This is a genomic window from Pseudoalteromonas sp. GCY (assembly GCF_016695175.1).
In the GTDB taxonomy this organism is placed as follows: Bacteria; Pseudomonadota; Gammaproteobacteria; order Enterobacterales; family Alteromonadaceae; genus Pseudoalteromonas.
The window spans coordinates 1,080,131-1,099,896 of the sequence record NZ_CP068022.1; the positions used below are offsets into that span (position 1 = coordinate 1,080,131).

General features: G+C 42.6%; 21 protein-coding genes. 6 read left to right on the forward strand and 15 right to left on the reverse strand.

All coding sequences use genetic code 11. The features are described 5' to 3' along the window. Positions 1-95: 95 nt before the first annotated feature. Both JJQ94_RS04345 and JJQ94_RS04350 read right to left on the reverse strand, forming a co-directional pair. Positions 96-1,058 (reverse strand): LNS2 domain-containing protein, encoded by a 963-nt coding sequence (locus tag JJQ94_RS04345; protein WP_010603886.1) that lies wholly within the window; start codon positions 1,056-1,058, stop codon positions 96-98. Between the two features lie 157 nt (positions 1,059-1,215). Beyond that, on the reverse strand, positions 1,216-2,247 hold the full coding sequence (locus tag JJQ94_RS04350) for an NAD(P)H-dependent flavin oxidoreductase (protein ID WP_099029821.1): 1,032 nt from the start codon (positions 2,245-2,247) through the stop codon (positions 1,216-1,218). 166 nt (positions 2,248-2,413) lie between these two features. Between JJQ94_RS04350 and JJQ94_RS04355 the strand changes: the two genes are divergently transcribed. Beyond that, complete coding sequence (locus JJQ94_RS04355; RefSeq protein WP_099029820.1) at positions 2,414-2,857, forward strand: GNAT family N-acetyltransferase; 444 nt, start codon at positions 2,414-2,416, stop codon at positions 2,855-2,857. Positions 2,858-2,949: 92 nt separating this feature from the next. Further along, a complete protein-coding gene (locus JJQ94_RS04360; protein WP_099029819.1) occupies positions 2,950-3,465 on the forward strand; it encodes a hypothetical protein in 516 nt (171 codons plus the stop codon). A gap of 103 nt (positions 3,466-3,568) precedes the next feature. Here the strand turns inward: JJQ94_RS04360 and JJQ94_RS04365 are convergent, their stop codons facing one another. From JJQ94_RS04365 to JJQ94_RS04405, 9 genes are all read right to left on the reverse strand, one after another. Beyond that, positions 3,569-3,775 carry an EF-hand domain-containing protein gene (locus tag JJQ94_RS04365; protein ID WP_010375685.1) on the reverse strand — a complete coding sequence of 69 codons (207 nt, stop codon included), beginning with the start codon at positions 3,773-3,775 and terminating at the stop codon, positions 3,569-3,571. A gap of 9 nt (positions 3,776-3,784) precedes the next feature. Further along, positions 3,785-4,006, reverse strand: coding sequence for a crotonobetainyl-CoA--carnitine CoA-transferase (locus tag JJQ94_RS04370; protein WP_010375684.1), 222 nt, complete (start codon positions 4,004-4,006; stop codon positions 3,785-3,787). Positions 4,007-4,055: 49 nt separating this feature from the next. After that, positions 4,056-4,277 (reverse strand): EF-hand domain-containing protein, encoded by a 222-nt coding sequence (locus tag JJQ94_RS04375; protein ID WP_010375683.1) that lies wholly within the window; start codon positions 4,275-4,277, stop codon positions 4,056-4,058. A 50-nt stretch (positions 4,278-4,327) separates the two neighbouring features. Continuing rightward, the gene (locus JJQ94_RS04380; protein ID WP_017218753.1) at positions 4,328-4,549 is read right to left on the reverse strand and encodes a calmodulin; all 222 of its coding nucleotides are present in this window, start codon (positions 4,547-4,549) and stop codon (positions 4,328-4,330) included. A 68-nt stretch (positions 4,550-4,617) separates the two neighbouring features. After that, positions 4,618-4,839 (reverse strand): EF-hand domain-containing protein, encoded by a 222-nt coding sequence (locus JJQ94_RS04385; protein ID WP_010375681.1) that lies wholly within the window; start codon positions 4,837-4,839, stop codon positions 4,618-4,620. A 79-nt stretch (positions 4,840-4,918) separates the two neighbouring features. Next, complete coding sequence (locus JJQ94_RS04390; protein WP_099029818.1) at positions 4,919-5,140, reverse strand: calmodulin; 222 nt, start codon at positions 5,138-5,140, stop codon at positions 4,919-4,921. 59 nt (positions 5,141-5,199) lie between these two features. Further along, entirely contained in the window at positions 5,200-5,421 is a 222-nt protein-coding gene (locus JJQ94_RS04395; protein ID WP_010375679.1) for a calmodulin, read from the reverse strand. A gap of 573 nt (positions 5,422-5,994) precedes the next feature. Beyond that, positions 5,995-6,366 carry an SH3 domain-containing protein gene (locus JJQ94_RS04400; protein ID WP_099029817.1) on the reverse strand — a complete coding sequence of 124 codons (372 nt, stop codon included), beginning with the start codon at positions 6,364-6,366 and terminating at the stop codon, positions 5,995-5,997. Positions 6,367-6,384: 18 nt separating this feature from the next. Beyond that, entirely contained in the window at positions 6,385-7,311 is a 927-nt protein-coding gene (locus tag JJQ94_RS04405; RefSeq protein ID WP_099029816.1) for a hypothetical protein, read from the reverse strand. 178 nt (positions 7,312-7,489) lie between these two features. Here JJQ94_RS04405 and JJQ94_RS04410 point away from each other — a divergent pair, with 178 nt between their 5' ends. Further along, positions 7,490-8,302 (forward strand): hypothetical protein, encoded by an 813-nt coding sequence (locus JJQ94_RS04410; protein ID WP_099029815.1) that lies wholly within the window; start codon positions 7,490-7,492, stop codon positions 8,300-8,302. Positions 8,303-8,374: 72 nt separating this feature from the next. Here JJQ94_RS04410 and JJQ94_RS04415 read toward each other — a convergent pair whose 3' ends face one another. After that, on the reverse strand, positions 8,375-9,100 hold the full coding sequence (locus tag JJQ94_RS04415) for a YebC/PmpR family DNA-binding transcriptional regulator (protein ID WP_010375669.1): 726 nt from the start codon (positions 9,098-9,100) through the stop codon (positions 8,375-8,377). Positions 9,101-9,297: 197 nt separating this feature from the next. Between JJQ94_RS04415 and JJQ94_RS04420 the strand changes: the two genes are divergently transcribed. Beyond that, positions 9,298-12,039, forward strand: coding sequence for a methyl-accepting chemotaxis protein (locus JJQ94_RS04420; protein WP_099029937.1), 2,742 nt, complete (start codon positions 9,298-9,300; stop codon positions 12,037-12,039). Between the two features lie 164 nt (positions 12,040-12,203). Further along, a complete protein-coding gene (locus tag JJQ94_RS04425) occupies positions 12,204-12,644 on the forward strand; it encodes a GNAT family N-acetyltransferase (protein WP_099029814.1) in 441 nt (146 codons plus the stop codon). 63 nt (positions 12,645-12,707) lie between these two features. Here JJQ94_RS04425 and JJQ94_RS04430 read toward each other — a convergent pair whose 3' ends face one another. The 3 genes from JJQ94_RS04430 to JJQ94_RS04440 form a co-directional block, all read right to left on the reverse strand. Then, entirely contained in the window at positions 12,708-13,502 is a 795-nt protein-coding gene (locus JJQ94_RS04430) for a phytanoyl-CoA dioxygenase family protein (protein WP_236596442.1), read from the reverse strand. A 201-nt stretch (positions 13,503-13,703) separates the two neighbouring features. Beyond that, complete coding sequence (locus JJQ94_RS04435) at positions 13,704-14,177, reverse strand: peroxiredoxin (protein ID WP_099029813.1); 474 nt, start codon at positions 14,175-14,177, stop codon at positions 13,704-13,706. A gap of 119 nt (positions 14,178-14,296) precedes the next feature. Then, positions 14,297-16,366, reverse strand: a complete 2,070-nt coding sequence (locus JJQ94_RS04440) for a winged helix-turn-helix domain-containing protein (RefSeq protein WP_099029812.1) — start codon at positions 16,364-16,366, stop codon at positions 14,297-14,299. Between the two features lie 339 nt (positions 16,367-16,705). Here JJQ94_RS04440 and JJQ94_RS04445 point away from each other — a divergent pair, with 339 nt between their 5' ends. Then, positions 16,706-19,741: a TonB-dependent receptor domain-containing protein gene (locus JJQ94_RS04445; protein WP_099029811.1), complete on the forward strand. Its 3,036-nt coding sequence runs from the start codon at positions 16,706-16,708 to the stop codon at positions 19,739-19,741. Positions 19,742-19,766 lie beyond the last annotated feature (25 nt).

Below are 19,766 nucleotides of genomic sequence, written 5' to 3' on the forward strand. Positions count from 1 at the left end.
CCCAGAGGTTAGCACGCACAGGGTACCCCCAAAAGAAGCCAAAATACGGCTCCTTTCGCGAATTTCTAAAAATTAGATTCAATCGAGGGTAAGGTCTACAAGCAGTCAGCATGAGGATAAGTTGTGAGCTCACCTAAATGCACTTGGTAACTATTGCCGGTAATAGCTGTGGTACCGTAATACCCGGCATCAGAGCCAATAGTAAACGCCTCTGAAGCTGGGATCCCCGCTTTGATAAAGGCTTCAGCATCTGTTTTGGCATTGCCATAAGCACGAACGACATCAATGCCCTGCGCCTTTAAGCGATTAATCTCCGCAGTTTTATATTCTGCTGTTTTAAACAAACTGGTTTCATTACTGAGTGATGTGCGTAGAAAGCCTTGCGGTAAGCCCATCCAATTTAACCAACCGCGCGTCCCTTTAGCATACCAATACACTCTGGCTGTCAAAAATACGGGTTGATAGCCCAAATCAAGATAGTGGCGAACTAAATCATAAGCGCCATCTTTGGGGTCGGCATGATCTATTCCGGTATAGTCGCCAATTTGCTCGGCATCGGATTCGGTCAATGTGCCATCGATGTCAAACAGGACCGCTTGAGTGCCTGGCTCAACAACCGTGACATAACCTTGTGCACCGGTGCCATCAGCTGGTACGCCTGCATATATACGATACTGACCTGCCGATAACTCGGGCAAGGTGATAAACGCCTTGCCATCGCCATTGGTTGTTTGCTCACCAAGATACTGCCAATTTGTGTCCGACTCAGCACGGTAGTAAAACTCCACCGACTCGAATTCCAAGTCTTTATGAGTGATGCTACCGTAGTCAAATTTAGCAGTGATCTGAGTTGAAGCACCGGCAGCGGTTACTTGATCGTGCACCATATGGTAACTCGGCAACCAAGATAAGTATTTGTTAAACGAGCTAGAAAAGCTACGCTTGACCATATTAGGTGCAGCATAATGGGTTTCTAATGCGGTAATACTTGGGCAAGTAGGGGTTGCCAGTGATGAAAAAGAGGCAAATAACGCTGCGGTTAAAATAGAATGTCTCATGCACGACTCCGTGTTTATTATTGTCATAACGAATACGTCACCCAAGCAAATAATCGACTTACGTAGGTAACAAAGAGCAAGGCACAACAGAGTTGGCCTTGTCATAAAACGCTAGAGCATAAACTCGAAATATGTCAAATTTGTTAACTTAAATGTTTTATTTAACATTCCATAGATGTTCTACCATCTCTTGTGTACTGACTTCCATGCAACCTTGGCGGTTAACGCCTGCCCAAAGGGGGCTAAAATCGCCGCATCCTTGCTTTTCAGCAGCAGCGCGCAATGGCGTCAAAGCAGCTGATGCATATGGAAAAGTCGGTACGTCTTCGTTAATGAAGTTAAGATCTATCATTAGCCGATTTTCAATCCCACGGGCAGGGCGACCAGAAAACACATTGGTCACGGCAGACGGCTCAGCCAGTGATTTAAGTGCATCACGATGCACCAAAGAGGTGCTTGCTTCATCACACAGTAAGAAGCAGGTGCCGATTTGTGTTCCACAGGCACCCAATTCGTGCATCATAGTAACATCATGATGAGAAGCAATCCCCCCGGCAGCCACTACAGGCACAGATAGCGCATCACTAAGGATAGTTACCAATTGTCGAGTATGCAGTTGAGACTCAAGTTTTGTCTCGGTGAAGGTTGCCCTATGCCCACCCGCTTCAATCCCTTGCGCTATCACAATGTCTGCACCATTTTCAGCTAACCATATTCCCTCTTCCAAGGTCGTTGCGGAAGACAAAATAGTCGTCCCCCACGATTTTACGAGCTCGACCAGTTCAGTATCAGGAAGCCCAAAATGAAAACTGATCACGGGAGGTTTATAAGGCGCAATGACCTCAGCCATTTCCCTATCAAATGGGCGTCTTAAGATCCCCACTTCATCAGTAGGTGTTAACTCAAGCTCATCGTAATATGAAGCCAGCTTTTTCTTCCACTTGTCTTGCTGATAAGGATCAGGATCCGGCATCTCATGGCAAAAAAAGTTAAGGTTATATGGGCCTGAAGCATATGCTTTAAAATGCTCAATTTCTACAACGACCTGCTCTTTACTCAGCATCCCACAAGGGATTGAACCGAGTATTCCGGCATTGGTCGCTGCGACCGCTAAGCGCCAATTTTGCACACCTGCCATTGGCGCTTGGATCATAGGAATGGAGATATTAAGTAATCTGGTAAGCTGCATCACAAGGTCCTTGTTTTAGGCAAAACGACATAAAGCCGAAGGTGCTTTCCAGTGTGGGGAAGAAGCGCTTAACGGTCAATGATTGTGCGGCTAATAAAGCAAACTTTCTCTTGCCAAAACAACCATATTTGAAATAGTGTTTCTATAACAATACAAGGACGCAGTGATGAATATCTCTCTAAGAACCATTGATAAACAAAACTACGAAGCCATTTGCGATTTAGATGTCAGCCCTGAGCAGCAAGATTTGGTAGCCTGCAACATGTTTTCCATCGTGGAATCAAAATTTAATGATGGCTATACCACACGCGCAATTTATCAAGATGATGAAGTTGTTGGGATGCTAATGTGGGTACAAGAGAGTATAGAGCGCATCTCCATTTGGCGCTTTATGGTTGATCAGCAATTTCAGCAACAAGGGATTGGGCGTAAAGCGCTTACCCTCGCACTCGAAGAAATCAAGCAGACACCAAACCTTACCACCATAGAAATCTGTTATGTACCGAGCAACCCCGTTGCAAAATCGTTTTATGCGAGCTTTGGCTTTGAAGAAATTGGAATCAATGAAGAGGATGGTGAAATGCTTGCTGTGATCAAACTGCCTCTCTAACAAGTTGTAATCTCCAGTAATTTGCGCAATTGGAAGCGTAGGTTAAACTCACTAAGAATGAAGTAGGGTTGTTCAAGGGAAGTAGAGTTAACATGCACGAGCATACAAAACGCATTTGTGATTTTCTCACCGAAATTCAGCTACCTTTTCGATTTCATGAAGTCGAGGAAAATACGTTTTTACCTGGTCTAAAAACAGTAAAAGGTACACTTTATATAGATAACGAGAAATTGCTATACCCCGGTGATATATTGCACGAAGCTGGCCATATCGCCGTATGTGAGCCGATATTCCGCGACCAACTCCATGAAGACGTGTATAAAAATGGCCTAAAAAATGGCCGTGAAAAACAGGCAATGCAAGGCGAAGAAATGGCCGCCATTGCTTGGTCGGTTGCTGCCATTCAATATATTGGCTTGCCTCTAGAGGTCGTATTACATAAGGATGGCTATAAAGGCGCAAGCAATAGCTTCGTAAGTGCTTTTAAGGAAGGAAAAGGGTTCGGCTACCCATTACTCAATGCATGGGATATGACTTGCCCAAAACAAGGCTTTCCTAAAATGCAAAAATGGATCAGAGAGCATCGCTGGATTAATGAATTAAGTTAATCCATTCCCTATCTAAACCTTAGCTGCCTAGTAGCTCGGAATAAAAAAAGCCCGACTACAAAGTCGAGCTTGGGGAGGCGTGGCGCTTTGGATTGCCACTTGCTTACTGATTAAATTCTTTCTCAGACAGTTTGCCATCTCCGTCGCTGTCTAGCTTATCAAAGATTGAAGCAAGAGATTCTGACAGTGACGCTTCGCTTTTAGAGATAAAACCATCTTTGTCTAAATCAAAATCGTTAAATTCTGCTGCCATTGCTGAGCCGGCAAAAAGTACTGTGGCGGCTGTAATTGCTGTTGCTAACTTTTTCATTGTGACCTCCTAGCCTTTAAAGTTAGAGAATTCAGAAGCGCTTAGCTGACCATTTTTGTCTGCATCTAGCTTCTCGAACTGACCAAGTAGTGTTGATGATACTGATGCTTCTTGCTGGCTGATCTGCCCGTCTTTATCCTTGTCTACATCTTGAAATGACAAGGTTGCTGCCAGTGCCATCGTACTCACCAATACACCTATGGTCGTTGCGCATACCGTTCTAAGTTTCATAGCCATTCTCCTCACTATGCCCGTCTCTCATTGCGGCTCTAGTCGCAAATTAACCTTTAAAGTTAGAGAACTCAGTTTCGTTTAGTTCTCCGTCAGCGTTTACATCTAAGTCTTTAAACTGCTCGATAAGCGCTGTATTTACTTTTGCTTCGCTCATGCTAATAGCACCGTTACCATCTGTGTCATAGCTTGCGAAATCTTCACCAGCGATAGTGTTTGCTGACGCCAATGTTAGACCTGTGATTGATAGTGCGATAAGTACATTTTTCATCGTTCTGCTCCTAAAATTTCCTAAATATGATTTGCTTTTTGACGGCTTGATTAGCCTTGGTAATTTGCGAATTCAGACTCGCTTAACTCACCGTCGGCATTGCTGTCTAGTTGCGTAAATTGCTCTGCAAGGGACTGATTTACTTTTGCCTCAGTCATGCTGATGGTGCCGTTACCGTCAGTATCATATTTAGTGAAATCTTCACCAGCTAATGCAGAAGCTGAAGCGAATGTTAAACCTGCAATTGAAAGTGCTGCTAATACGTTTTTCATGATAGTCCAATCCTTCTGTCGTTTTCGTAATGGTGTTAAAGGCAGTGGGCGCTATGCCCACCTAGCAATTAACCTTCGTAGTTCGCGTACTCAGATTTGCTTAGCTCGCCATCGGCATTGGTGTCTAAGTCTGCAAACTGTTCAGTTAACGAAGTGCTTACGCTTGCTTCAGTAACGCTGATTGAACCGTTGCCATCAGTATCTAGTTTTTCGAAATCACCACCAGCAAATGCTGATGCTGAAACCATTGATAAACCTGCGATAGATAGTGCTGCTAGTACGTTTTTCATAATCTAATCCTTCAATTGTGTCATTCTATTTTGGTGAGCTAGGTGTTCTACCTAACTCATTGCTGATTTCAGTGCCAAATTAGCCTTCGTAATTTGCGTATTCAGACTTGCTTAGTTCGCCATCGGCATTGGCGTCTAAATCCGCGAACTGCTCACTCAATGATGCGCTTACGCTTGCTTCAGTTACACTGATTGAACCGTTGCCATCAGTATCCAATTTTGCGAAGTCATCACCAGCGAGTGCTGACGCTGAAACCATTGATAAACCTGCGATTGATAGTGCTGTTAATACGTTTTTCATAATCTTTTCCTTAAATTGGGGTATATTTAAAACTTTGCTATTATGTCGTCGGCTTGTGATTAGCCTTCAAAGTTATCAAACTCAGACTGGCTTAATTGGCCGTCTTGGTCGGCGTCAAGGTCTTTAAACTGCGCCATCAAATTTGGATTTGCTTTTGATTCGCCCAGTGAGATGTAACCATCTCCATCAACATCGTATTTATCAAACTCGGAGTTTGCGTGAGCACCTACTGATGCGAAAGAAAGTACAGCTGCTGATAGTGCGATTGCTAAAGTTTTCATAATCAGTTCCTCTCATATTTCTAAACTTGTCGTTTCTGCTTCTCTACGTTGGTTTGCGTTGAAGCGAATGTTTTTTGCTTTCGAGATAACTATTCCAACTTTGATGCCAAAGTTTAAAAGACAATAAAAATCAACAAGTTAAAAATAAAGATGGATTTTCATTAAGGATGGATTCAGTGAGATTGTTGCCATTTAGCAACAGGCGATTTTGAGATAAAATTAAAACTTATTTATTTTCAAAAAGTTAAACTGTCGCATAAAAGCAACACTTTAAAAAATTAGGATGTAAGTGCAGCCCAAAGCGGTTAAGTTTCAGGCGACAATCATTCACATTCGGTGTTAAGTAGAGCTACCAGAAAAAATTTTTATAAAAATATCGAAAATTTTTACTGATCTTTTCTAAGAAACCAGAAAACAAATAAAACCAATTAAAAATCAATAGATTAAAATTCACTTTCATCTTGGGGAAATTGCTATAAAAGTGACGGAGTGGGCAGGAAACTGGCGAAAAACAGAAGTATTTTAAAAAAATAGCAGAGAAAAGAGAGCGGTGTTGCTAAAAAGCAACACATACTAGATTTGTGTTAGATTACGACGCGGTACCCAACCTTGCAGCTCTGACTTTTTACTTGAGCACCACACCCAACCATTGATTTGGTTATGCCCCAACAGGTGTTCACCTTGAACTACCGATAGTTCCTGAGCGGTATAGTCCATTAATGCGATACCTTGTTTGGGATTGACTAAGCGAAACACTTGAGCAGGTACCCAACCAGATACTTGCTGCTCAGTTTCACAGAAAAACCAATTGTCCCACCCCTCTTCGCCTTTATATTCTTCACCAACGGTTAAACTGGCACCTTGTTTAAACGTGATGGGGGTCGGAAACTCATTGATATGTTCCTTGATTACTTGATATTCGATATCTAACTGCTTATTTTCCAAGTTTTAACTCCATGTACATCAACCATTAGACTGACGTTTTAGCTCTTCTAGCATACGCTCATCGCCCATCAAGTTTTTGAGGATGGCTTTAATCTTAGGATCCGATGCATTTTCGTAGAGAGACAGCAAATCTTGTGCGATCCTTTGTTGCTGCTTTGGATCGGCGCCTGACTGGAAGTATTGTGACATCAGCCCTTCTGCGGCGAGACTTTTCACGTAATCATTAGGTTCTTGCTCTAACATTTTCACAAACGACTGCGACAAGCGCTCATCAACGATAGGTGTACGCGACACGAGCTCAAGCGCCTGTAGCCTCAACTTTTCATCACTCATGTTATGCGTCATATTGAGGATAGATTCTACAGCTTGATAATCATATTGCTCTAACTCATTGCGATTTAGCATAAACATGTTCATTTGCAACTGACTCATTGCAGCTAAGCGCTCCGCTGCCGGTAAACTGTTATTCAGAATTTTCTGTTTTAAATCGTTGCTGATTTGACTTGCGTACTCAGGATCGGTTTTGATCCGCATTTCGTAGTCTTCGGGTAAGTCTTCATAAAAGCCATAAATCGGGTTTTCTGCTTTCATCTCGTCGATTTTCTGCTGTTCACGCTTTTCTATCAAAGAAAAGATTAAAGACTCAAACTCATCTGGCGCCTGCTCAGAGAGTAAATCAGACTTTTCCATCGACAATGCCTGCAACCTCGTTTCAAGTTTATTGATCCGAGCCATTAACTTAGCAACTTGTTCAGACTCGTCAGTTGAAATCTGAGTACCTTGCGTATACTGAGTTGCATTATAGTGAGGCTGTTGAGTAGGACTCGAATATACGTGTGTTGCCACAGGAGAGGTTGCTAATTTAGTTTGAATGACATTAAACCCAGAAAAAGCCAATGCAAGAACTGAGCATGAAAGCGCTATATTGAGTTTAAGATTAGACATGAACGAGTTACCCTTATAAAAAGTAGCAATGTAATAGATCTACAAGACAAATACTGTAAATGATTGTACTGTAAATTGATACAGCAAGAGGCAATTACGCAGATAATTATTACACTTTGCATAAGGTGAAAAAACGAGCCTCTAAACAGCTTGCCATAATTGCCAACAAGGAATGACTGTGAATAATATACTGCAAACCGTCCACTATAAACCTATCACATTGCTTTTACTTGGCATTGCGACCTTGACGTCTTTGCTTGGCAGCAGCCTACTTTGGCAAAGTCACCAAGCCTTATTTCAATGGGTTTTACCATCAGTCTCACTACTTCTTGTGTTGCGATTAGGGTGGCATGTTCGTCAAACCAGCTTGGCTGCTAGTCCCAGTCCTTTGCACAAAGACATAAAACTCTGCTGGATTGCTCTGCTCTTATGTACTGGCGGAGATATCGTCAACTTCAATCTCTTTGAGCTTTATCATCGTCAAGATCAAACCATAAAGCATGATTACTTGATCGACTCTATTTGGTTTTTTGCCCTTGGTTATGGGCTTTTACTCGGACTGCTTATTCGATTTTTAAGGCGGGAATTTGCATTAACATTAGCAACCGCAGCCGTATTGGTTGTGGTGTCTATTACGTTATCGTCGCTTAGCTATCAAATGATGTACCTACCCACGATAAGCCAATACTCCCTGCTGTTGAGCGCAAGTTATAGCTTATTGGTGACCCTGCTCGGTGTTTTTGGTTTCTGGCTTATTATTCAAAACCTTAAACTCAATGAAAAAACCAACTACGCAGTCGCCAGCGGCTTTATCCTAGCAATGCTAGCGGATGCTATTATCGGTCAATTTTGGCTGTTCGCAAACCAAGGGGATGGTTACTTTCCTATTGCAAGGCACGTTAATTGGGTCATCTATATTGGCTCGCAAACGCTACTACTATTGTTTCCTGTTGCCATGATAAAAACTAATGTTGTTACACCTAAGATATAGACAACAAAAAGGCCGAACGATGTCGGCCTTAACTATTTTTGCGCAATGTGCTGCGCTATATCGATAAGCGGCTTATCTTTTGACAATCGCATTGTGGTAAACGTTTTGTACGTCATCCACATCTTCAAGCATATTGATTAGCTTTTCGAATGTCTCGATTGCTTCTGGATCTTCGATTTCTACGTGAGTTTGCGGAACCCAAGTGATTTCGTCTACCTCAAACGTGATCCCCTCAAACGCTTCTGTCAGTGCAGTTTTCGCTTTGAAGTATTCAGTGTGAGGTGCGAAAACAGAAACTTGGCCGTCTTCAACTTCTACGTCAGTAACATCAACATCAGCCATCATTAGCGCTTCCAAAACTGACTCGTCGTCATCACCTGCAAATCCTAAGATTGCGAAGTGGTCAAACATATGCGCCACACAACCTGGGTTACCTAAGTTTGAACCAGTTTTGGTAAACGGTAAGCGAACATCTTTGATAGTACGGTTCATGTTGTCTGTTAAACAGTCAACGATGATCATGCTGTTTCCTGGACCGTAACCCTCGTAACGCGCTGGCGTGTAATCTTCACCTGCACCGCCTGCCGCTTTTTCGATAGCTTTATCAATAACGTGTGCAGGAACTTGATCTTTCTTTGCCTTGTCGATTAAACGACGTAGTGACAAGTTCGTTTCAGGATCTGCGCCGCCATTTTTAGCAACAACGTAAATCTCTTTTCCGTATTTTGAGTTTACTTTTGTTTTTGCCGCCGCCGTTTTTGCCATGGCGTTTTTGCGGACTTCAAATGCTCTGCCCATCTTAATGCTCGTTTTTATAAAAATTGGCGAAGATTTTACCAAGACATTTGAGTTACGGCTATACCCTTATTATCCGTGATGATAATTTGCTTTAAGTCGCACGATTATATGCTTGTTTTGCGGCTATTTTGTGGCGGACCTAAGCAACTTTACTATAGTTAATATTGTTAAAATTTACCGCTACGGGTAGCTTATATATGATCACGTTTGGCTTGGGCAAAGCAAAAAAGCAAGATGGACAAGATACAGCGCTATTTCAACACTTTAAGGCAACAACCCCTTACTTAGAAGTGGATTATCAAACAGATATTTTTCAGGTTAGTTCGGCCTTTAACCGCTTACTCGGATACCCGGTTACCCACGCTCTGAAATCACTCGCTTTTATATGTCACACCTCAAAGGATACTGCCGCACTTAAGCGTGGGCTCGCTCAACTTGAGCACCAAGCACATGTAAAGATAGCACTCTCTCTCAATACAGCGAACGGCAAGCCGAAGAAGTTATTACTAGAGCTATCACGTACTCAAGAAGGTAGAATTTTAGTCATTGCGACAGACATCAGTGATTATCTCGCAACCATCGCTGACATGAATGCCAATTTACGTGCTTTGTCTGCCTCTTTCGCGATTATAGAGTTCGACATGCACGGTAGAGTGCAAAGCGCCAATGACAACTTTTTGTCTGTCATGGGTTATAGCCTAGAGGAAATACAAGGCAAGCATCACAGCCTGTTTGTTAAGGATGAATACGCAGCCAGTGAGGAGTATCAAGCATTTTGGCAACGCTTAAATAATGGCGAATTTTTTGAAGGTGAATTCGCAAGGCAAACAAAATCAGGCAAAACTATATGGATCCAAGCCACTTATAATCCTATTTTTGATGAACAGAATAGGCCTATCAAAGTCGTAAAATACGCCTCAGACATTACAGCACAAAAATCAAAAGCCGCGGACTTTCAAGGTCAGGTTGATGCTATAAAGCAAACTCAAGCTGTTATTGAGTTTGACCCTTACGGCAATATAAAGACTGCAAACACGCTATTTTTAAATGCGGTTGGTTACACATTAGGTGAAATACAAGGTCAACACCATCAGCTATTTGTGGCACAACAAGACGCTGAGAGTAGCGAATATCAAGACTTTTGGCACGCTTTACGACAAGGTAAACATCAATCAGGTGAATTTAAACGCCTAACCAAATCAGGAAAAACTCTGTGGATCCAAGCAACGTATACCCCCATCTATGACGAAAATGGCCAGTTGGACAAAATCGTCAAATATGCCTCCGATATTACTCAAACAAAACTGGCGTCTTTCGACTTTGCTGGACAACTCAAAGCCATCAATCGCTCGCAAGCTGTTATCGAGTTTGATTTGCAAGGTAATATTTTAAAAGCAAATGAAAACTTCCTGTCTGTCATGGGCTACAAGAAAGAAGAAATCATTGGCAAGCATCACAGCATGTTCGTCGATAGCTTTTATGCGCAAAGCAGTGAATACAAAGCATTCTGGCAGCGTTTAAAACAGGGCCAATTTGAAGCTGGAGAGTTTCACCGTTTAGGGAAAGGTGGCAAAGCAATCTGGATTAGTGCCACCTACAACCCAATTTTAGACGAGCAAGGCAAGCCGATAAAAGTCGTTAAGTTCGCAACGGACATTACCGAGCAAAAGGCCACTGCTGCTGATTTTGATGGTCAGCTTCAAGCCATTCGTAAGTCACAAGCCGTAATTGAGTTTGCAATGGATGGTACTATTTTATGGGCCAATGAGTCATTCCTAGATACGATGGGGTACTCACTTGACGAAATCAAAGGTAAACATCACCGTATTTTTGCTACACACGAACAAGCCACTAGCCCTGAATACCAGCAATTTTGGCAAAAGCTCAACCGAGGTGAGTTCGACTCAGGACAATACTTAAGACTGGCAAAACAAGGTCGAGAGGTATGGATCCAAGCGTCTTATAACCCTATCCTCGATCAACAAGGCCGCCCCTTTAAAGTCGTTAAATATGCAACGGATATCACAGAACAAAAACAGGCGGTTGAACATATTAAAAATGCTATCTTGGCAATGGAACAAGGCGATTTAAGACATAGAGTCACCCACCACTTAGGTGGCGAGTTCTCGGTGCTGCAACAAGCGATGAACGGCTTATTCGATAAATTAAGCGACTTAGTTAACACCATAAACAGCGGTGCAGAGCAAGTGTTTGATGTGGCTAAACAAATAGCGAGTAACAACGAAGAACTCAATAGCCGCATTGAAAATCAAGCTGCGAGCTTAGAAGAAACCGCCGCCACTATGGAAGAGCTTACCGCTACGGTTAAAAAGAATGCGAGTAGCGCAAGCAATGCATCAGAGAAAGCGACTATTGTCAGGGAAAAAGCACACTCAGGTAAAGCATCGATTGATGATGCAATTACCGCAGTGGGTAAAATCGAATCCTACAGCACGAAAATCTCTGACATTATCAGCGTCATTGACGAAATCGCTTTCCAAACGAACCTCTTAGCACTCAATGCTTCCGTTGAAGCGGCAAGGGCTGGTGAGGCTGGACGCGGATTTGCCGTGGTTGCCGGAGAGGTGAGGAATCTTGCTCAACGTAGTGCATCAGCAGCACGAGAAATCAAAGCATTGATCAAAAATAGCGTTGACGCTGTGGCGCAAGGCAGCAAACTTGTATATGAGTCTGGCACGACTTTCGATGAGCTAATGCAATCGATCGCTGAGGTCAGCAAAATGGTGGAAGACATAGACAGTGCGGGGAAAGAGCAGGCTGAGGGGATAGCCGCCGTTTCCACTACCATCGCGCAAATGGATAATATTACTCAGCAAAACGTTACTCTGGTTGAAACAACATCTCGTTCAGGTAGAAATATGGAAAATCAAGCCAAACTGCTTACCGATCAAGTTTCATTTTTTCAACTAGATGAATAATTAAGGACGCACTATCTACACGACCACATACAAGTAATTTATCTGAATATACCCGTTGTACCTTTAATGCATCGGGTATGTTAAGCTTGTCCGGCTGGCTAGTCTCACTTTTTGTTTATCAATTTACCCCATTTAGACAGTTTTATTAGACAAAAGGAAAAATGATGATAAGTCCAGTTACACCAAGCGATTACCAAGAACTACTGGCGGTTTGGGAAGACTCTGTGCAAGCCACTCATGATTTTATCACTGAGGCGGATATCGCTTATTTTAAACCTATTATTATTGAACAGGCGTTTCCAAATGTTACGCTACACTGTGTAAAAAATAGCGACGCGAATATTGTCGGTTTTATCGGTGTCCATGACCAAAAAATCGAGATGTTGTTTGTACTCGCGAAAAGCAGAGGACAAGGTGTCGGTACTGAGCTGCTTCGCTTTGCGCTTGAAACACAAAATGTGCAGTTTGTTGATGTCAATGAGCAAAACCCAGAAGCCGTCGGCTTTTATAAAGCAAAAGGTTTTAAGGTATATGAACGCTCACCAACTGACGATATGGGCAAGCCTTTTCCAATCCTGCGAATGCGACTTATAGAATCTAATTAATTCATATTTTAAGCTCAACAGGACCTAATCGTGTTGAGCTTTACTTACCTTGAAATAAATTACTTAACCGTGAAAAACATGTGGTACGTCAAGTAACGTCAGCATTTCTCCCTCAGGTAAACACTCTTGATTAATATATTGAGTGAGTTTGGGGTCACTCTCACAAAATAATATATCAAGTGCCAACCTATTTTTGCCATAAATACCGCGATGTATCATATTGGCTGAGAAAGCGAGAAGATCACCCGCTTTCAGTGGAATCGCTTTACCTTCTGACAGACTTTCATGATTATGATGTCCTGATTGCTCTAACCTCACATTTAACTCTTGAACTGTGTCCCAACGCTTGTGGGTACCTGGTATCAATTCTATTCCGGGCTCATCTTCCAGTGCTAACCGAAAATGAACCACTTCAGGCCCCGACAACAACGCTTGTTTTTGCTCTTCGATGGTTAAATGGTATTGCGGATCTCGGTGCCAGTAATTGAGTTGAGTGGTGTTCACTGGGTTAAAAAATAGCTGAGTATTCATAAACCTAAACTCACCCGAAAATATGGATGCAGCTAGAGACACCAGAGGAGTAGAGGCAATGAATTGAAAAAGGACAAGCCTTTGCTGTTCGCCTAGGTACTTTGGTGCAGTAAGGTAGGCAGAATTTACTGCTCTGTTTTGATAAAAGTCATTATTGTCAGTCCGCCACACATGATGAAAAGCTAAAACGACTTGTTTTATTTTGTTAAGTTCGGCGGACGGAATAAAATTGTGTTTTATAACGTAGCCACACTCGTCAAAATCATGGGCTGATTTTACCATCCCACATTGACCTCTGACATTGCCGGAAAAATACTGTAACGACATTAATTCCATGTAACCTTTTACAAGAGTAGGAAAACTTTCGTCTCCAGCCATGGCGCACGTTTTCTAATCATTTTTGGATGATTTCTAAAAGTAAAAATAGTCGTTCTTTTTCATACCAATTCGCTCAGACAAGAGCACCTTTAGGCCATTCAAAGCGAACTGGTACAATTTACCCGAATTTCAGGTCATTTACTTTTACAGTCATAGAGCATCTAAAATAACTTCAGCTTTACTGACTTCAAATTGCTTAGGTTGTTCTACATTGAGTGTTGTCACGACGCCGTCTTCAATAATCATAGCGTAACGCTGCGAACGTACACCGCCAAATGAACCGGTATCCATTTCAAGCCCTAGCGCTTTGGTAAAGCTCGCATCGCCGTCTCCAAGCATCATAATTGCTTCTGCATTTTGTGCATCACCCCAAGCTTTCATTACAAAAGCATCGTTTACCGATACACATGCGATGATATCAACACCTTTTTGAGCAAGTTTATCTGCATTCACGACAAAACCGGGTAAATGAGACGCTGAGCAAGTCGGTGTGAAGGCACCAGGAACCGCAAAAAGCACTACTTTCTTACCAGCGAACAACGCTGTTACTTCGTGATTAACCATGCCGTCAGCGGTAAGTTCGCTCAATTCTGCTTGTGGTAATTTTTGTCCAACTTCAATCATTGTTTAAATCCTTCATCTAAGGGCTAATTGCCTTGAGTTTGTTATATAACCTGAGCTTGGGATAGCTAATTTCTTATCCAAACCTGTGGTTATGATAGTCGAGAAATTGTGACTCATGACTACATTTCGATTCGTTTTATATCTACTTGTGGGATTTCGTAACCGGTAAATAGCAGCCATTGTTTTTCAGCGATAAACGCAAGGCCGCGACTTCGGCTAAAGCTACGTTCTGGGACTCGAATAATATCTTTATGCGCTTTACTGGCAAAGTCAAAATAACTAATGCGGAAGTCCCCACGACGAACATATAAATAGTAAAGCCCAGCATTAGACACAGACCAGCTTGCGCTAGAAGCCAAGTGTGCATTTTTAAACAATAGCGTTTCTACCCCGGTTGCCAGCTCGATACGCCACATTTCTTGTATCTCGCTTTTATATACGTACAACATCCCTTCATGTTCAAACGCGGTGGTGCCAGTAGTTAACTTCACTGGAGCGCTTTTTGAATCAAGAAAAATGCGAAATACATTATTGTCATCAGAAATATAAATTGAGCTACCGTCTTGAGACCAACTGGGTTTACCGTGATACTTTAGCCCAGTTTCTAGTTGAGTTACTTGTTTAGTGGCCATATCCAAAAGTTGAAGTTGGCTTCCTTGGTGTGACTTTGTGGTAAAAATCACTTTAGTGCCATCAGGTGACCATGCAGGGTGCATTGCTTGTAACCCAAGCTCTGTCAGCTGTATTCTTTGATCACCTTCCAAATTCGACATCCAAATTTCATCAAATCCTGATTGATTGGAGACAAAAAGTAAACGCTCAGACACAGGTGAATAACTGGGATAACGGAAGCTAGTTTGTGATTGTAGTAATGGAAAGGGTGAACTGGCGACCTGCGCGTTGAGGTCAAGTTTCATAATAGAAGTATTAATGTTCCAGTCATGAAAATATAAACGCCCCGATTGACTAAAACTTGGGTAACTCAACCCATCAAATGGCAATGTCCCCAATACTTTACCTTCAAGTGAAAGTTTATACGCGCTGCGTGCGCCATGTTCAATAGACGATACAACCAAATAATCATCAGTGGGATGCCAACTCACGCCGCGTAGATCATCATGCCCACTTAATATTTTAACTTCCTTACCAGTATCCAGATTTTTCAAATAGAGATTTTCAAGTCCATTCGGCAAGTTACGGCTAATCGCGATTTGCTTGGCATCGGGAGAAAGCGCAATACTTTCAAGCCCACTCCCGTCACAATCTAGCTCACAACCTAATTCTGTCGCTGTTTTATCGTTTAAATTTAGCAAGGTTACTTTTGGAGGATCCGTAGGGCCTTGCTTTGCGATAAATCCAAGGAGGTTTTTTTCAGCTGAATAGCTTAAGGTAGTGGTCGTATCTGCAATACAGCTAGCTATATTTGATTGTTTTTTGGTCACTACATCCAGTGACTTAATCGTACATGCTTCTGAGCGCTTCTCTATGTAAAAGAGCGTGCGATTATCTCGCCCCCACACTGATACCGACACATTTCCAGGGCCATCTACTAATACTTCAAGGGGTTCATCAGGACGTTTTAGATTTTTTAAATATAGTCCTGCATGACTGCCAAACTTTCGCCAAGCAAATGCTAGGTACTGCTCATTCGGGGAGACACTAGGAAAAAGCTCACGCCCCGGGTAATCAGTGACTCCTTCGAGTTGATGACTTGACTGTTCAACTAGGAAATATACAAAGACACTAAGTAGAATGAATAATGTCGCTACTATCCCTGCCACTTTGAGCTTGAAAGGTAAATTTTGCGCACTGGATTTACTTGGTGAAACCTTGATATCGATAAAGGTAGGCTGTACTTTTAATCTGTATCCCGACTTTCTTATGGTTTCGATCACATCAAAATCAGCAGCACTGCTCTCTTCTTCGTTGCTTGCAAGTAAGGTTTTAAAGGTTTTGCGAAGATGCCAAATTGCATTAGTTAATGCTTTCTCCCCAACAAATAGATTCCCCCCCCAAACCTGCTCAATGATTTCCTCTCGGGTAACCACACTCGGATATGCATGCGCTAATACCGTCAACACTTCGATAAATTTAGGCTGGACACAGCACACCTGTCCGGCACTGGACAGCATATGTCCAACAGGATCAATATTGACATCTAATAACTGATACGACGCACTGTGCTGCATTTTTCTAACCGTGAGTAAATACGTTGTAAATCATACCTAAAATAGTTACCAAAAGACAAAAGTAACGCGATAAACATCGTGACAATAATGCAATCACAACAAAGAAAAAACGTAAATCATTGAATTTTAATCTTATTTTTAAATAGATATTAAATAGAGTTAAAAACGTCAAAGAATAGATATCCAATTCGTTGCATGAATCATAGTGACGGTCACAATGGCTAAAATGAGGTGCAGTACTTTTTATTGCTTAGATCAGAACAAAGGATACGCACTTCTTTCTACAAGCCCTAATACCTAATAAATAAACAACAATCAGAAATTAAAAGAGGGACGCCCGTGTCACCTAATAACAATATTAAATTACTCGCCCTATCTATCGCGCTCGCCTGCAGCAATACGGCAATGGCTGAAGAGCAACAAATCGATCGTCAACAAGTTGAACAAAGTAATGCAGTGGCTAAAGCCCAAAGTGAAGATAAGTCATTAGAAAAGATTGTCGTTACAGGTTCTCGTATCAAGCGCGATAGCTTTTCGGTGCCAACTCCTATTGCCACAATGGGGGCCGAGTCTCTCAATGATGCAGGCTTTGGTTCACTTTCAGAAATTCTTTATGAAGAAATGCCGCAAGTGAGTGAAGGTACAGGGAATGGTAACTCGCAAAGCAGCGTGCAAAATACCGGGCTTTCAACTATCGACTTACGTGAGCTAGGGGTTAGTCGGACATTAACGTTAATTGATGGCCGAAGAGTGGTATCAAACAGCTATTCAGGCAACTATGTGAGCCTATCAACCATCCCTAAAGGTATGGTTGAGCGAGTTGAAATCATTACCGGTGGTGCTTCAGCGGCTTATGGCTCTGATGCAGTTGCAGGTGTTGTGAATATTATTACTCAGCAAGATCAAGAAGGGGCTACATTTAGTGCTCGAGGTGGTGAAAGTACCGAAGGCGGCGCTCGTGAATATACGGTAAATGCTGATTATGGTACGACTTACGATAATGGCAAAGGCTACTTATTTGTCAGTGCCACTTACGACGAAGAAAAAGGACTAAGCTACTGGGATAGAAAGCGTGCACAGCAACAAAATAGCTGGGACTATGATGACGACCGTATGTGCAACGTGATGCTCACTGCCAACTACGACCCTGATACAAAAAGTGCCTATCATTGTATGAGGGATATTGATAAATCCCAGTGGACCAGCCTAAGCGATTCAATTCCCGGTGGCGTATTTAACGAATCAAGCAGCTTTAAACCCGATTCAGGCTTTTGGTATGACGGCACAACCTTGAGGGATGATTGGCAAGAAGAACTTCACGGCATCGATTTTGAGCAATTTACTATGCTGAAGGTGCCTGACAAAGACCTTTCAGCGGCAGTAAAAACTGAGTATGAGTTTGACTCGGGGACGGAAGCTTACTTTCAATTGCAGTACAGCCGCAATACCTCTCGCAATGTAAAGTCGCCTGAAAGCGAAGATGAGTGCGACGCAATTGTTACCTATGACCCAAACAGTAATCAATTTGGCTCAGACTGTATGGGCCGTATTCCTTATGATAATCCATATATGCCAGAAGCAATTCGAGATAAAGCAAGCTCAAAAGGCGTGACCTGGGACCGACTATTCACAGAGGTCGGTAACATAGTGAATAGCAATGAAAGAACAACAATCAGAACTTGGGGTGGTCTACGCGGTTATATTTGGGATGACTGGGAGTGGGATGTTTCTGTTGGCTACGGCAAATTTAAGCAAGAACAAACCCGCAGTAACGAAATTTACGTTGCTCGAGTTAAACAGGCGCTAAATGCTGAGCGCCTTGCTGATGGTACAATTCAGTGTAAAGATGAGCAAGCACGTAGCCAAGGCTGTGTACCAATTAATTTATTCGGTGAAGGCTCAATCACACCTGAAGCGGCAGACTATATTCGCGCCAATCCTTCCATTACAACGGATATTGATCAGGTGACGGTATCTGGATTTGTTACTGGTGATTTATTTGAACTCCCAGCAGGCGCCGTTGCTTCAGCTTTTGGTTTTGAATACAGAAAAGATACGCAGAGCGTATCGACCAACGTGCCAAATGGTGGCGTAACGTTTAACTATGTGCCCACATTTGAAGGCGATGTAAGTGTTCGTGAAATCTTCGGTGAGTTATCGTTACCGTTATTAAAAGATGCACCAATGGCAAAATCGCTTAGCGCCGAGGTCTCTGCTCGTATCGCAGATTACAGCTGGGCAAATACGGGATTAATCCAAAGTTACAAGGCTGGCTTTATTTATGAGCCAATCGAAGGTTATTCCATTCGTGCAAACTGGGCTCGAGCCATGAGGGCACCAACAATAACTGAACTTATGTCACCACCTCGTGGCGACTATGATAGCTTTGATGATATCTGTGATGGTGTTACCGCGACGTCAACAGATGCAGGCCACGACAATTGCCGTAAAGATGCGGGAATACAAGCCGCTATTGCCGCTGAAGGTACTTTTGAAGACGAAAATAACGGCTACTCACCCAACTCAGGAAATAGCGAGCTGTTTGAGGAAACAGCAGATACCATCACCATCGGTTTATCTTTAGCGCCTTCCTTTGCACCGGATTTTAGAATTGCGCTAGATTATTACGACATTCAAATTGATGATGCGGTAAGCTCACTTGCTAACGAAGACATCATTAAGTTCTGTTACGCTTCGTCTATGGAATTCGGTGACAGTAACGAGTTTTGTCGTGATATTAAACGCGATGAAGAAGGGCAGATTTATGAAGTCAATCAACGTGTCATCAACACGGATGAGATCCGCACTAAAGGTTACGATATCGCATTAGAGTATGTGTATGACGCTAGCGATTACGGTAGCTTTAAGGTGAAAGCCGATTGGACACACGTGATCGAATACTCAATCACCAGTACGGGTCCTGATGGACAATACGAAGACCTTTATGAAGGCTACCTCAGCACCGATATCTTTGAAGACAAAGGCGCTATTTCACTGACTTGGTATAAAAATGATTGGCGTGTACGCTTTAGCACAAAATATAAAGGCGCAGTGGAAGCCAGCCGTTCGAGATATGAAGACTGGCAAGCTGCTATCGAGAAGAATAATGAACGCTGTGCAACAGGCGAAACAACCTGTATCGCCAATCCAGAGCCGCTATGGCAAGGTGCACTGCCATCAGTAACGACTCATAGCTTAACGGTAAACTACAGCATGGAGCTAGGCGATAACCGCACTCTCTCTGTTTATGGTGGTGTGAATAACCTATTTGATGAAAAAGGTCCGTTTATCGTCGGTGGCACTGGTAATTTTGATAGTGCCTATGGCTCAGGTGTAGGACGTTTTGCATTTATTGGTGCGAAATACCAGTTTTAGACTTCTGCATTGATCCGAGGGGCTA

Excerpts from the sequence above, each read along its gene's own strand:
- JJQ94_RS04345 (WP_010603886.1), bottom strand. The coding sequence starts at position 1,058 with ATGAGACATTCTATTTTAACCGCAGCGTTATTTGCCTCTTTTTCATCA.
- JJQ94_RS04350 (WP_099029821.1), bottom strand. The coding sequence starts at position 2,247 with ATGCAGCTTACCAGATTACTTAATATCTCCATTCCTATGATCCAAGCG.
- JJQ94_RS04355 (WP_099029820.1), top strand. The coding sequence starts at position 2,414 with ATGAATATCTCTCTAAGAACCATTGATAAACAAAACTACGAAGCCATT.
- JJQ94_RS04360 (WP_099029819.1), top strand. The coding sequence starts at position 2,950 with ATGCACGAGCATACAAAACGCATTTGTGATTTTCTCACCGAAATTCAG.
- JJQ94_RS04365 (WP_010375685.1), bottom strand. The coding sequence starts at position 3,775 with ATGAAAAAGTTAGCAACAGCAATTACAGCCGCCACAGTACTTTTTGCC.
- JJQ94_RS04370 (WP_010375684.1), bottom strand. The coding sequence starts at position 4,006 with ATGAAACTTAGAACGGTATGCGCAACGACCATAGGTGTATTGGTGAGT.
- JJQ94_RS04375 (WP_010375683.1), bottom strand. The coding sequence starts at position 4,277 with ATGAAAAATGTACTTATCGCACTATCAATCACAGGTCTAACATTGGCG.
- JJQ94_RS04380 (WP_017218753.1), bottom strand. The coding sequence starts at position 4,549 with ATGAAAAACGTATTAGCAGCACTTTCAATTGCAGGTTTAACATTCGCT.
- JJQ94_RS04385 (WP_010375681.1), bottom strand. The coding sequence starts at position 4,839 with ATGAAAAACGTACTAGCAGCACTATCTATCGCAGGTTTATCAATGGTT.
- JJQ94_RS04390 (WP_099029818.1), bottom strand. The coding sequence starts at position 5,140 with ATGAAAAACGTATTAACAGCACTATCAATCGCAGGTTTATCAATGGTT.
- JJQ94_RS04395 (WP_010375679.1), bottom strand. The coding sequence starts at position 5,421 with ATGAAAACTTTAGCAATCGCACTATCAGCAGCTGTACTTTCTTTCGCA.
- JJQ94_RS04405 (WP_099029816.1), bottom strand. The coding sequence starts at position 7,311 with ATGTCTAATCTTAAACTCAATATAGCGCTTTCATGCTCAGTTCTTGCA.
- JJQ94_RS04415 (WP_010375669.1), bottom strand. The coding sequence starts at position 9,100 with ATGGGCAGAGCATTTGAAGTCCGCAAAAACGCCATGGCAAAAACGGCG.
- JJQ94_RS04420 (WP_099029937.1), top strand. The coding sequence starts at position 9,298 with ATGATCACGTTTGGCTTGGGCAAAGCAAAAAAGCAAGATGGACAAGAT.
- JJQ94_RS04425 (WP_099029814.1), top strand. The coding sequence starts at position 12,204 with ATGATAAGTCCAGTTACACCAAGCGATTACCAAGAACTACTGGCGGTT.
- JJQ94_RS04430 (WP_236596442.1), bottom strand. The coding sequence starts at position 13,502 with ATGTCGTTACAGTATTTTTCCGGCAATGTCAGAGGTCAATGTGGGATG.
- JJQ94_RS04435 (WP_099029813.1), bottom strand. The coding sequence starts at position 14,177 with ATGATTGAAGTTGGACAAAAATTACCACAAGCAGAATTGAGCGAACTT.
- JJQ94_RS04440 (WP_099029812.1), bottom strand. The coding sequence starts at position 16,366 with ATGCAGCACAGTGCGTCGTATCAGTTATTAGATGTCAATATTGATCCT.